Origin of the sequence: Aeromonas sp. QDB25 (assembly GCF_027707725.1) — a bacterium.
Taxonomy (GTDB): Bacteria; Pseudomonadota; Gammaproteobacteria; order Enterobacterales; family Aeromonadaceae; genus Aeromonas; species Aeromonas caviae.
Genome location: NZ_JAPCIZ010000012.1, coordinates 1 through 12,584, shown reverse-complemented (window position 1 = coordinate 12,584; position 12,584 = coordinate 1). Strand labels below are relative to the sequence as shown.

General features: G+C 62.7%; 12 protein-coding genes and 1 pseudogene. 3 read left to right on the top strand and 10 right to left on the bottom strand.

The features are described from left to right. Window positions 1-23 precede the first annotated feature (23 nt). Window positions 24-1,028: a phosphoserine phosphatase SerB gene (serB, locus tag PG883_RS06150; protein WP_270807038.1), complete on the bottom strand. Its 1,005-nt coding sequence runs from the start codon at window positions 1,026-1,028 to the stop codon at window positions 24-26. Window positions 1,029-1,221: 193 nt separating this feature from the next. Between serB and PG883_RS06145 the strand changes: the two genes are divergently transcribed. Together PG883_RS06145 and PG883_RS06140 are read left to right on the top strand one after the other, a co-directional pair. Then, window positions 1,222-1,830 carry an AhpA/YtjB family protein gene (locus PG883_RS06145; RefSeq protein WP_010673032.1) on the top strand — a complete coding sequence of 203 codons (609 nt, stop codon included), beginning with the start codon at window positions 1,222-1,224 and terminating at the stop codon, window positions 1,828-1,830. Window positions 1,831-1,900: 70 nt separating this feature from the next. Further along, the gene (locus PG883_RS06140; protein ID WP_270807037.1) at window positions 1,901-4,141 is read left to right on the top strand and encodes a sensor domain-containing diguanylate cyclase; all 2,241 of its coding nucleotides are present in this window, start codon (window positions 1,901-1,903) and stop codon (window positions 4,139-4,141) included. 64 nt (window positions 4,142-4,205) lie between these two features. Here the strand turns inward: PG883_RS06140 and deoD are convergent, their stop codons facing one another. The 7 genes from deoD to PG883_RS06105 form a co-directional block, all read right to left on the bottom strand. Then, entirely contained in the window at window positions 4,206-4,922 is a 717-nt protein-coding gene (gene deoD, locus PG883_RS06135) for a purine-nucleoside phosphorylase (RefSeq protein WP_005341325.1), read from the bottom strand. 133 nt (window positions 4,923-5,055) lie between these two features. Then, complete coding sequence (locus PG883_RS06130) at window positions 5,056-6,264, bottom strand: phosphopentomutase (protein ID WP_039039948.1); 1,209 nt, start codon at window positions 6,262-6,264, stop codon at window positions 5,056-5,058. Window positions 6,265-6,278: 14 nt separating this feature from the next. Further along, entirely contained in the window at window positions 6,279-7,610 is a 1,332-nt protein-coding gene (gene deoA, locus PG883_RS06125; RefSeq protein WP_103857992.1) for a thymidine phosphorylase, read from the bottom strand. Between the two features lie 82 nt (window positions 7,611-7,692). Continuing rightward, on the bottom strand, window positions 7,693-8,466 hold the full coding sequence (deoC, locus tag PG883_RS06120; RefSeq protein WP_039039946.1) for a deoxyribose-phosphate aldolase: 774 nt from the start codon (window positions 8,464-8,466) through the stop codon (window positions 7,693-7,695). Window positions 8,467-8,853: 387 nt separating this feature from the next. After that, window positions 8,854-9,024 (bottom strand): XapX domain-containing protein, encoded by a 171-nt coding sequence (locus PG883_RS06115; RefSeq protein WP_010673027.1) that lies wholly within the window; start codon window positions 9,022-9,024, stop codon window positions 8,854-8,856. A 123-nt stretch (window positions 9,025-9,147) separates the two neighbouring features. Further along, on the bottom strand, window positions 9,148-10,422 hold the full coding sequence (locus PG883_RS06110) for a NupC/NupG family nucleoside CNT transporter (protein WP_270807036.1): 1,275 nt from the start codon (window positions 10,420-10,422) through the stop codon (window positions 9,148-9,150). Between the two features lie 213 nt (window positions 10,423-10,635). Next, entirely contained in the window at window positions 10,636-11,424 is a 789-nt protein-coding gene (locus PG883_RS06105) for a TatD family hydrolase (protein WP_103857993.1), read from the bottom strand. Window positions 11,425-11,464: 40 nt separating this feature from the next. Between PG883_RS06105 and tppF the strand changes: the two genes are divergently transcribed. After that, window positions 11,465-12,079 carry a type IVa pilus pseudopilin TppF gene (gene tppF, locus PG883_RS06100; protein ID WP_029313748.1) on the top strand — a complete coding sequence of 205 codons (615 nt, stop codon included), beginning with the start codon at window positions 11,465-11,467 and terminating at the stop codon, window positions 12,077-12,079. Here the strand turns inward: tppF and PG883_RS06095 are convergent. Continuing rightward, window positions 12,048-12,218, bottom strand: a complete 171-nt coding sequence (locus PG883_RS06095; protein WP_164882685.1) for a DUF5363 family protein — start codon at window positions 12,216-12,218, stop codon at window positions 12,048-12,050. The two genes, tppF and PG883_RS06095, sit on opposite strands and share 32 nt — an antisense overlap. An 81-nt stretch (window positions 12,219-12,299) precedes the next feature. Continuing rightward, window positions 12,300-12,473 (bottom strand): annotated as a pseudogene (locus tag PG883_RS06090) (GNAT family N-acetyltransferase); the annotation flags it as partial. Window positions 12,474-12,584 lie beyond the last annotated feature (111 nt).

The following is a 12,584-nucleotide window of genomic DNA, read 5'->3' as shown; positions in this document are numbered from 1 at the left end:
GATCGGCTCCTCCTTGAGCGGGATCAGCACCAGCGCCGGTCGCGACAAGCCAAGGCGCCGAGCAGGCAGAGCACCCCTTCCAGATCGTGGTGATTGAGGGTCGCCGCCGCCTGGGCACGTACCAGGGGTTTGGCATGAATGGCAATACCAAGCCCCGCCACCCCCATCATCTTGAGATCGTTGGCACCATCGCCGACCGCGACCGTCTGGGATGCAACCACACCGTACTCCGAGGCCAGCTGTTGCAGCGCCTCGGCCTTGGCGGCGGCATCGACGATGGGGCCGCTCACCTTGCCGGTCAGCAGGCCCCCTTCCACCGCCAGCTCGTTGGCGAAAATGGCATCCAGACCCAGAGCACGCTGCAACTCGCCGGCAAAGCGGGTGAAGCCACCGGAGGCGATCGCCACCTTCCAGCCAGCCTGCTTGAGGGTATCGACCATGAGTGGCAGGCCCGGCATCCAGGGCATGTCGGCCGCCACCTCGTCGAGGATGGTGACCGGCGCCCCTTCTAGCAGCGCCACCCGGGCACGCAGACTGTCGGCAAACTCCAGCTTGCCCTGCATGGCTGCCGCGGTAACGGCCGCCACCTGCTCACCGACCCCGGCCAGCCGCGCGATTTCGTCGATGCACTCTATCCTGATCGCGGTGGAATCCATGTCCATCACCAGCAGACCGGGCTCACTCAGGGTAGGCACGGCGGCCAGATGACACAGGTCGATGTCCCACTTCTGGGCTTTGAGCGCCTGCACCAGCTCGGGGGAGAAGCGGTTGGTGCCAAGCAGCAGCAGTGGAATACCGGCCTGCTCCCCTGCGGGATAGAGGCTGGCCTCGAGCCCCTGGGCATCCAGCTGCTGGGCCAGGCGGGCCAGATGACCGGCCTCCAGCCCCTTGCCAAACAGGACAATCCAGGCGCTGTCATGGGCGTTGGCCGCGGGCAGCAGGGCTTCGTTGGTGAGCTGCCAGCAGGGGGCACAGCTCAGGGCCCCGGACCAGTCGTGCAGGGAGCGGGGAAGTTGGGACAACAACATAAGAGAGACGCCTTCCTTGGAAATCATGGGGTTCATCATGCGGGCCCAGAGTAGCGTATTGCTTTTTGTACAGGCAAGCGCCAAGATCCCGCCTGCGGTGCGGGCAGACATGGAAACAGACCACCCTGTTTCCCGCTTCGCGGCACCGGGGCACCAGCCAGCCCCGCTCATCCATTACCAGAGGCCCGGTTCTGTGCGTCATCTTCCCATCAAACGTGTTGTCAGCCTGGCGGCGGGAGTCCTGCTCGGTCTCTGGGTGCTGGTGCTGCTCATCCACATGCAGGGAGAGAGCCAGGCCGCCCTGCACGCGGCGGCACGGGACAGAGCACAGGCGCTGGTCGCCTATGCCGCCCGGGACATGCGCCGCTGGATCAAGGAGGACAAGGAGAGCGAGCTGGAGAGACTGGCGCAGGATCTGGCCGCCGAGCCCGACATTCTGGATGTCACCCTCTATGACGCCCGCGGTATTCCCCTCGCCCAGTCGGACAACGCCCTGCCGCTGGACAGCCTGCTGCCCATCGGCAGCGACAACAAATCCCTGCCGGAGCAGGGCAAGGGGCGCATCCAGTTCGTCCAGGAGATCCAGGACGGAAACCTGACCCTGGGCTATCTGAGGATCACCCTGGAAGAGCAGAAACTGCTGGCCGCACAGGATACCCATCTCAAGGTCAACCAGGAGAAACAGCGCCTGATGCTGCTGGTGATGCTGCTGGCCGGCCTGCTCATCTCCTACGGGGTCCGTCGCAACTACATGCGGGTGCGCAAGCACAAGAAACAGAGCAAACCCGCCGCTCCGCAATAAGCAGGGGGTGGATCCCATCCTCCGGCTTGTATATAACACTGGCAAGATCACTGGCAGGAGAGCCACATGATTGCCCCCCTTGCCTCGGGATGAACACAGTCGACTGGAACGACTGCGCATCCTCGGCCTGCTCGACCACGAGCCCATCGATCAGCTTGATCGCCTCACCCGGCTCATCACCCGGCATTTCGCACTCCCCATCGCCATGGTCTCCCTGACCGACGTGAACAGGCAGTGGTTTCTCGCCCGCACCGGGGTCGATATGTGCGAGATCAACCGGGAACACTCCTTCTGCGGTCATGCCATTTTGCGCCCCGACATCATGCAGGTGCCGGATGCCAGACGGGATCTCCGCTTTGCCGACAATCCGCTGGTGACCGATGATCCCGGCGTGGTCTTCTACGCCGGCCGACCCCTGCGCGCCCTCGATGGCGTGGTGCTCGGCACCCTCTGCCTGGTGGACCATGTGCCGCGTCATCTCGACGAAGATGCCTGCCGGGATCTCGACGACTTCGGCCGCCTGGTGGAGAACACCCTGCACGATCTGGAGCGACGCCACCAGGTGCGCACCCTCAACCAGGTGCTGGAAGACAAGGAGCATCTCTTCACCCTCACCTTCAACCAGTCGTCGGTGGGCATGGCCCTCTCCTCCCTCGAGGGGAAATGGCTGAGAGCCAACCCGGGGCTGGAGCGGCTGCTCGGTTACAGCGAGCACGAGATGCTGAGCCGGACCTGGCTCGCCATGACCCATCCCGAAGATCTGCAACGGGAGCAGCCCCTGTTCGATGCCCTGATCGCGGGGCAACGGCAGGATTACCGGCTGGAGAAGCGGATGATCCGGGCCGATGGCACCCAGTGCTGGGTCCAGCTCAGCGTGACCCTCTGCCAGAGCCGCACCATGGCCCCCCACATGATCGCCGTGTTTGCCGACCTCACCGAGCGCAAACAGGCCGAGGCCGAACTCGTGCGGCTGCAGCAAGGGCTCGAGCAGCAGGTGCAGTCACGGACCCGGGAGCTTTCCCGCACGGTGGAACAGCTGCATCAGGAGATGCGCGAGCGCGGCGCCATGCAGCAGCAGCTGTGGCAGGAGCAGCGCCGCTTGCAGCACATGCTGGAGCACACCAGCAATGCCTTCCTCGAGCTCGATGCCGATTTCATCATCACAGGCTGGAACCCGGCCTCCACCACCCTGCTCGGCTGGCACGCCGACGAGATGCTGGGCCGTCCCCTCTTCGGGCTGCTCGGCGCCGAGCATCCCCTGCTGAGCCTGTCAGGCAACCCGCAGAGTCCGCCACGGCGGCTGGAGTGCGACATCATCACCCGCACAGGCCGGCACATCCCGGTCGAGGTGATTGCCGAGCGTTACCAGTTCGACGGCAAGGTGCGCATCGCCCTGTTTTTGCACGACATCACGGCCCGCCGCCAGGTGCTCGCGGAGATCGAGCGTGGCCGTGCCCGACTGCGGGCCATCACCGATGGCCTGCCGGTCACCATCAGCATGGTGTCGCCCGAGGGGCGTTACCTGTTCGCCAACCAGGCCTATTGCCGCTACTTCGGGCTCGATACCGAACAGATGCGGGAAATGAGCGTGCGGGACGTCATCGGCGAGGAGGCCCACGGCAGGGCCATGGCCTATGTGGCAAAGGCCCTCGCCGGTGAGCAGGTGAGTTTCGAGCACCGTTTCGATCTCCCCATAGGCCGACGCGACCTCAGGATCACCATGATCCCGAGCCGGGGCGACGAACCCGGGGTCTACATCCTCGGCAGCGACATCACCGAGTTCAAGGCGCTGCAAAGCCAGCTGGAACACGAGGCGGCTCACGACCCCCTCACCGGCCTGCCCAACCGGCGCGCCTTCACCCTGCGCCTCTCCCGGGAGCTGGAGCGGGTGCGCCAGAATGCCGAACCCCTGGGCCTGCTGTTCCTCGATCTCGACGGCTTCAAGGGGATCAACGACAGGCTGGGACACCACGTCGGCGATGCCCTGTTGCAACGCTTCGCCCAGGTGCTGAGTGCCGAGGTGCGCCCGGGGGACATGGTGGCGCGCCTGGCCGGCGACGAGTTCACCATCATACTGCCTGCCCTGCGCCAACCCGCGCAGGAGCTGCCTGCCCTGTGCGAGCGACTGCTGGCGGCCATGGCGGTTCCCGGGGACGTGGCCGGTCACCGGCTGCCCCTTGCCGGCAGCATAGGGGGTGCCCTCTGTCATTCGGGCCAGTATTGTCACATCGATGATCTGCTGCACCGGGCCGATGCCGCCATGTACCAGGCCAAACAGGCGGGCAAGGGGCGCTTCGCCCTCGATCTCTGACCGTGCTTCGCAAAAATGCAAAACGGCGGCCCGAGGGCCGCCGTTTTTTTATGCGCGAGGGGGATCAGTTGTCACCCAGCAGGACGGAGTCCAGCGCGATTTCGATCATGTCGTTGAAGGTCAACTGACGCTCTTCGGAGGTGGTCTGCTCACCAGTACGGATATGGTCGGAGACGGTGCAGATGGTCAGCGCCTTGGCACCGTACTCGGCGGCCACGCCATAGATACCGGCGGCTTCCATCTCGACACCCAGGATGCCGTATTTTTCCATGACGTCGAACATGGAGGGGTCCGGGGTGTAGAACAGATCGGCGGAGAAGATGTTGCCCACGCGCACGGCCACGCCCTTGTTCTTGGCGGCCTGAACGGCATTGGCCACCAGGTCGAAGTCGGCGATGGCGGCAAAGTCGTGGTCCTTGAAGCGCAGACGGTTCACTTTGGAGTCGGTGCAGGCACCCATGCCGATCACCACGTCACGCAGTTTCACGTCTTCACGCACGGCACCGCAGGAGCCCACGCGGATCAGGGTCTTCACGCCGTAGTCGGTGATCAGCTCTTTTGCGTAGATGGAGCAGGACGGGATGCCCATGCCGTGGCCCATGACGGAGATGCGACGACCCTTGTAGGTGCCGGTGAAACCGAACATGTTGCGCACGTCGCACACCTGCTCGACGTTCTCCAGGAAGGTTTCGGCGATGTACTTGGCACGCAGGGGATCGCCCGGCATCAGCACGGTATCAGCAAAGGCGCCATCTTTCGCATTGATATGAGGAGTTGCCATTCTCTTTATTCCTTCACACTAGGTTGAGTTTTATTGTCTTTATGGATTGTCCGCTGCCTGCGCGGCGGCGGTACATTACAGGAAACCGGGGCCCTGTGGCACCCCGGGCAGGCGAACCGGCCCGGGGTCACCATCACAGGAAGCTGGTACCGTATTGCAGCTTGGGCAGGCCGTGGTAGGCCGCGATGCTCTGGCCGATGTCGGCGAAGGTCTCGCGACGACCGACGGAGCCCGCCTTGACCGGCTTGCCGTAGAACAGTACCGGAATGTATTCGCGGGTGTGGTCGGTACCACTCCAGGTCGGGTCACAGCCGTGGTCGGCGGTCAGCACCACCACGTCGCCATCCTGCAGCAGGTCGAACAGCTCCGGCAGGCGGGAGTCAAAGTACTCCAGCGCATCGGCGTAGCCCTTGACATCACGGCGGTGACCGTAGGAGGAGTCAAAGTCCACGAAGTTGGTGAAGACGATGGTCTGGTCACCGGCCGCTTTCACCTCTTCCAGAGTCCTGTCCCACAGCTCGGTCAGACCGGTCCCCTTCACCTGCTTGGTGATGCCCTGCTGGGCATAGATGTCGGCGATCTTGCCGATGGAGACCACCTGGCCACCCGCTTCCTTCATGTAGTCCAGCACGGTCGGCGCCGGCGGCAGCACGGAGTAGTCGTGGCGGTTGCCGGTGCGCTTGAAGTTGCCCTTGCCGCTGCCCACGAACGGACGCGCGATGACGCGGCCGATGTTGTAGGGCTCCAGCAGCTCGCGCACGATGTGGCACAGCTCATAGAGCTTCTCGAGGCCATAGGTCTCTTCGTGGCAGGCGATCTGGAACACGGAGTCGGCAGAGGTGTAGAGGATCGGCTTGCCGGTGCGCATGTGCTCTTCGCCCAGATCGTCCAGCACCTGGGTACCGGAGGCGTGGCAGTTGCCCAGATACCCGGGCAGACCGGCTTTCTCGACGATGGCATCCAGCAGCTCCTGCGGGAAGCTGTTGTGGTGGTCATGGAAGTAACCCCACTCGAACAAGACGGGCACGCCGGCAATCTCCCAGTGACCGGACGGGGTGTCCTTGCCGGAGGAGAGCTCCTGGGCAAAGCCGTAGGCACCGATCACCTCGACATCCTTGTTCAGTCCGGCCGGGAAGGTGCCGCTGGCGAGTTCGCCCGCGTGGCCCAGACCCAGCTTGCTGAGGTTTGGCAGGTTGAGAGCGCCACGGCCCTCGATCTCACCGGCGGCGCACGCCTTGGCGATATGGCCAAGGGTATTGGCACCCACGTCGCCGAACTTGTCGGCATCGGCGGCAGCACCAATACCGAAAGAGTCCATCATCAGAATAAAGGTACGTTTCATGGGACTTCCCCTTGTTACAAATCAGCCAGACCGATGCGACGGTAAACCTCGGGCAGCGCCTCTGGTCGGGTGTCGCCGATCTTCACGGCAGCCTGCACCATGCGGGCAGCCTCGGCAAATTGAGCTTCTGTCTGAGCGTGGATCAGGGCGAGCGGCTTGTCAGCCTCGACGCTCTGACCCAGGCGGATAAAGTCGGTCAGACCGACCGCATAATCGAGTTTGTCGGCGGCGGCGCGGCGACCACCGCCCATGGCGACCACGGCCAGGCCCAGTTCACGGGTGTCCATGGCGGTGACGAATCCGCTGTGGGCCGCGTAGACGGGGCGCACGATGGCGGCTTTGGGCAGGTAGGCGTCGTAGCGCTCCATGAAGTCGGCGGGACCACCGAGGCCGGTCACCATGCGCCCGAAGATCTCGGCTGCCTTGCCATTGTCCAGCACCGCTTGCAGCTTGGTGCGGGCATCGCCGTCATCGCTGGCAAGACCGGCGGAGATCAGCATCTCGGCGCACAGGGCCATGGTCACTTCGTGGATGCGCGGGTTGCGATACTCACCGGTCAGGTAGCGCACAGCTTCGCGCACTTCCACGGCGTTGCCGGCGCTGGAGGCCAGCACCTGGTTCATGTCGGTCAGGAGTGCAGAGGTGCGGCAGCCGGCCCCGTTGGCTACGGCGACGATGCTCCTGGCCAGCTCTTCAGAGGCTTCAAAGGTCGGCATGAAGGCGCCGGAGCCCACCTTCACATCCATCACCAGCGCTTCCAGCCCGGAGGCAAGCTTCTTGGAGAGGATGGAGCCGGTGATCATGGCAATGGACTCGACGGTGGCGGTGATATCCCGTACCGCGTAGATACGCTTGTCGGCCGGGGCGAGATCGCCGGTCTGGCCGATGATGGCAACCCCCGCCTCTTTCACCACTTTCAGGAAGCGGTCGTTGTCGACCGAGGTCTGGTAGCCGGGGATGGCATCCAGCTTGTCGAGGGTACCGCCGGTGTGGCCGAGACCACGGCCGGAGATCATGGGCACGAAACCGCCGCACGCAGCGACCATGGGGCCCAGCATCAGGGAGACGACGTCACCCACACCGCCGGTGGAGTGCTTGTCGACGATGGGGCCGCCCAGATTGAGGTGGTCCCAGGTCAATACCATGCCGGAGTCGCGCATGGCGCAGGTCAGGGCAACCCGCTCATCCATGGTCATGTCCTTGAAGTAGACCGCCATGGCCAGGGCCGCGATCTGCCCCTCGCCGATGGTGTTGTTGGTTATGCCCTGGACGAAGAATTGAATCTCTTGGGTACTGAGCGCTTCACCGTTGCGCTTCTTGCGAATAATTTCTTGAGGCAAAAACATCTTTCATTCCCTCCGTGCATCACACACGAACACAGACCGAACCAGATCCGAAAGGGGGCGGCGCACCGCCCCCTGCCACCGCTTAGTAACCGCTGGTATTGGCAGGCTTGTCGCCATGCCCCAGGGTCGCCAGCAGGCTGGCCAGCAGGCTGGAGGCGCCGAAGCGGAAGGTGCGGGCGGATACCCAGTCCTTGCCCAGGATCTCTTCGGCCATGGCCAGGTACTGACCCGCCACGGCGGCGTCTTTCACGCCACCGGCCGGCTTGAAGCCCACTTTCGGGTTCTTGGCCTTGATCACTTCCATCATGATGCGGGCAGCTTCCGGGGTCGCGTTCACCGGCACCTTGCCGGTGGAGGTCTTGATGAAATCGGCACCGGCGTCGATGGAGATCTCGGAGGCGCGACGGATCAGCGCCTCTTCCTTCAACTCGCCGGTCTCGATGATCACTTTCAGCAGTACCTTGGCGCCGCAGGCTTCCTTACATGCTTTGACCAGATCGAAGCCGACCTGTTCATTGCCGGCCATGAAGGCGCGGTACGGGAAGACCACGTCCACCTCGTCGGCACCGTAGGCCACGGCGGCGCGGGTCTCGGCCACGGCGATCTCGATGTCGTCGTTGCCGTGGGGGAAGTTGGTCACGGTCGCGATGCGCACGTCGGCGGCGCCGATGTCACGCAGGGTCTTGCGCGCGATGGGGATGAAACGGGGGTAGATGCAGACGGCGGCGGTCAGGCCGGCCGGAGACTTGGCCTTGTGGCACAGGTCGATCACCTTCTGATCGGTGTCGTCATCGTTCAGGGTGGTCAGGTCCATCAGGTTCAGGGCGCGTTGGGCGGCCACTTTCAGATCAGTCATGCTATGTCTCCAAAGTCTTGTTAAGCCCCATCACCCGCGAGCGGCTTCACCGAACACCAAGGGTCGGCAGAGACGTTCCCGGAGCAACGGGATATGGAATTGCAGCGCAAATGCACAGGCAATACGGCTGCAAATAAGGCAAGAGCCCTGTCACTTTCTTACAAAAGTGCGGACTTGGTTCCATGAAGACTTGAGAAAGGCCGACTACGCAGACCCGACTTCCCAATCAATTCCATTTGACCGCCAACACCCGGATTCACCGGGCATTAGTCAATGCCAGCACCCTGCTGGCATCGCCTATTTCAGCCGAGATACCCCGTGTTTGCAAGCCGGATTTGCCAATTTCAGAGGTACCTCACACCCGGCAAATCCAGCGCTGGAAGGCGCTTAAGAGAAGAAGCGGGTCAGGATCCAGGAGTAGGCAATGCCCCCCAGATAGACCCCCACGATCCCCATGACGCCGGAGAGGACGGGCGGCGCCGGTATCGGCAACTTGAGGAAAGAAAACAACACCCCAACGATAAAGCCGGCCGCCATAGCCAGTAGCACTTCATTCATAGAACCTCCGATTTGACTCACTTTATTATTAGTCTTGACAGGAAAACGGTTGTCACCACCCCAAACGAGAACGCCACAGCAAATCGCTGTGGCGTTCGTCTTTATCCTGTCAGTCAGGCGATGTTACATGCCGGACAGCGCCAGGAAGAAGCCTGCGATGGTCGCAGACATCAGGTTGGACAGGGAACCTGCCAGCACGGCCTTCAGACCGAACTTGGCGATGGTGCCGCGACGGTTCGGTGCCATGGAGCCCAGACCACCCAGCAGGATGGCGACGGAGGACAGGTTGGCGAAGCCGCACAGGGCGAAGGAGATGATCGCCTTGGTGTGCTCGGACATGGCCACACCGTTGATCAGCAATTCATCCTTCAGGTAGGGGGCAAAGTTCAGGTAAGCCACGAACTCGTTGACCACCAGCTTCTGACCGATGAAGGAACCGGCCACGACCGCTTCGCTCCAGGGCACGCCGATCAGGAAGGCCAGCGGGGAGAACAGCCAGCCCAGCAGCAGCTCCAGGGAGAGTTGCGGGTAACCGAACCAGCCGCCCACACCGGAGAAGATGCCGTTGATCATGGCGATGAGGCCGATGAAGGCCAGCAGCATGGCACCCACGTTCAGGGCCAGTTGCAGACCGGCGGAGGCACCGGCGGCAGCAGCGTCGATCACGTTGGCCGGCTTGTCGTCCAGCTCACCTTCTGCGGTGTTCTCGTCGTAGCTCGGGGTCTCGGTTTCCGGTACCAGCAACTTGGCGAACAGCAGACCACCCGGGGCAGCCATGAAGGAGGCGGCGATCAGGTATTCCATCTTGACGCCCATGGAGGCGTAACCGGCCAGCACGGAGCCGGCAACGGAAGCCAGACCACCACACATGACGGCGAACAGCTCGGAGTCAGTCATCTTGGAGATGAAGGGACGTACCACCAGCGGGGCTTCGGTCTGACCGACGAAGATGTTGGCAGTGGCGGAGAGGGATTCGGTACGGGAGGTGCCCAGCACCTTCTGCAGACCGCCGCCCAGCAGCTTGATCACCCACTGCATGATGCCGAGGTAGTAGAGTACCGCGATCAGGGAAGAGAAGAAGATGATGACGGGCAGGACGCGGAAGGCGAAGACGAAGCCACCGCCACCGAACACTTCGAACATCTTGTTGCCAACCAGACCACCGAACAGGAATTCGATGCCGTTCTGGCCATAACCGATGACGCTGGAGACGGCGTCGGACACGCCCACCAGGATGTCACGACCGACCGGTACGTAGAGCACGAAGGCCCCCAGACCGGCCTGGATGGCAAAGGCGCCACCTACGGTACGAATTTTGATTGCCTTGCGGTTGCTGGAGAACAGCACCGCAATCAGGATGAGCGTCGCCATCCCTACCAGACCCATTATCAGATTCATTATTAACACTTCCTCTTTAGTAGCACCTGCCAGCTTGTTAACGATTTGTGTATTGAAGCCGCTAATCAAGGGTGCGCATTATACTAATTACGGTGCGACAAAATAGAATACTGGTCACATTTTATAAGCCACAAACGGCCTGAACATCGTTTAATTAGACCGCAAACGATTTTTATGGGCCCTGTTTTTTATCACTCGGTCATCATTTGATAATCAAATGTTAATTTCATGATTTCCTGGGGGGAACAGCCGCCGGGTGGAGTCATGTAACACCGAAATAACATCCTCCAGCGGTTGCTGCCGCAATTGTGCCAACAAGCGGGCTATGGTCGGCAGGCTGGCCGGCGTGTTCACCTCCCCCTGCTGGCCTTGCAGCGGCATGTCGGGAGCGTCGGTTTCCAGCAGCAAGGCCTCCAGCGGCATCTGGCGTATCGCCTCCCGGGTCTTGTTGGCGCGCTCATAGCTGATGACCCCCCCGATCCCCAGCCTGAAACCCAGTTGCCAGAACACCTCCGCCTGATGCAGGGAACCGCTGAAGGCGTGAATGACCCCCCCTTGTGGCGGTGTGAAGCGCCGCAGGATCTTGGCGACCGTGTCGTTGGCACGCACCGAGTGGACGATGAGGGGCAGCGCATGCGCCATGGCCAGCCGCACCTGCGCCTCGAACATCTCGACCTGCCCCTCCTGCGACACATGGGAGCGCAGATCCAGCCCGCACTCCCCCACGGCCACCAGCCCACGGGGCCGACTCGCCAGCAGGGTCTCCAGCCGGGTCAGTGCATCCCGGGGCTGCTTGCCCACATACCAGGGATGGATCCCCAGGCCATAGCGGATGTCGTCGTGGCACCCGGCCAGCGCCATCACCCGCCCCCAGTTTTCCTCTCCCACGGCGGGGATGATATACTCGCCCACCCCCAGCTGGCGCCACCGGGTCAGCAGCGCCTCCCTATCGGCGTCAAAGACCGGAAAATCGAGGTGGCAGTGGGTGTCTATCAATTCCATGTCGCGCTTACCTGTCTGTCGTACTCAATGGGTTCATTCCATGCCAACACACGTTTCCCGAGGCTTTACCCTGATAGAACTGGTGCTGGTCATCATCGTGCTGGGGATCCTGGCCGTGACCGCTCTGCCCCGCTTCATCAACATCCAGGACGACGGGCTCAAGAGCAGCGTCTCGGCCACGGCGGGCAGCTTTGCCAGTGCCGCCCGGCTCGCCCACGCCGGCTGGGCGGTCAAGGTTAAGGGGGAGCCCCTGGCACTCTACAACTTTAGCGGCATGGGCAGGCAGGATCTCGACATCAACAGCCATGGCTGGCCGGTGGGCACCAAGGAGGACCAGGGAGGTCAGGGGCCCGATACCGTTTTCCCCGGTGGCGACAGCGATCAGATTTCCGTCAGCAGCCGGGACGACTGCGAGAGCCTGTTTGGCGCCCTGCTCGATACCGATCTGACGGTGGCCGATGAGTTGCACCAGGATTCAGACAGTGACTACATCTCCCGGCTCATCCCGGCAGACGCTCAGGCTGACGGCGCCCTTCGTCACGACAACTGCCGCTATACCCTGCGCAGCTCCGTGGGCCGCTTCCCGGCATACCCCGACGGGCTATCGTTCGACTACAACAGCGTCACTGGCGCCGTGACCCGCCAGTTCCAGTGAGGTCGTCGCCCTTCTCCGGGCGCTTCTCCTCTTCATCATGGCGTACCGGCGCGCAGCAGCGCCGGTTCTCCGGTGTGAGTCCCCACTCCTGGCACCAGGCATCGTAGCGAGCCAGCCAACGCAGCAATATCCCCTTCATGGGCGCCTCCTTGTCTCGATAGTTTCCCCACAAGCCTGCCCCAATCCAACTCCCCAGACCAGCATCTCGGGGCCAGCGGCGTCATGGCCTGTCCAGCGGCAGCAACAGCCCCATGGAAATCTCGTCCACATAGCCCTCGTCCAGCCGATAGGCCTGCCGTCTCACCCCTTCCTCCACGAACCCGCACTTGCGATACAAGGCGTGGGCCACCTCGTTGTGGGCCATCACTCCCAGCTCCAGCCGGTGGATACCGAGACGCGAATTCAGATAATAACTGCAACACCCATGGTGCATAGGAGAGAAGAGGCCAACTGCCGGTTCTGGTACGCTTCTTCTCGCCAAAGAAACAAAGCGGAACACCATGAG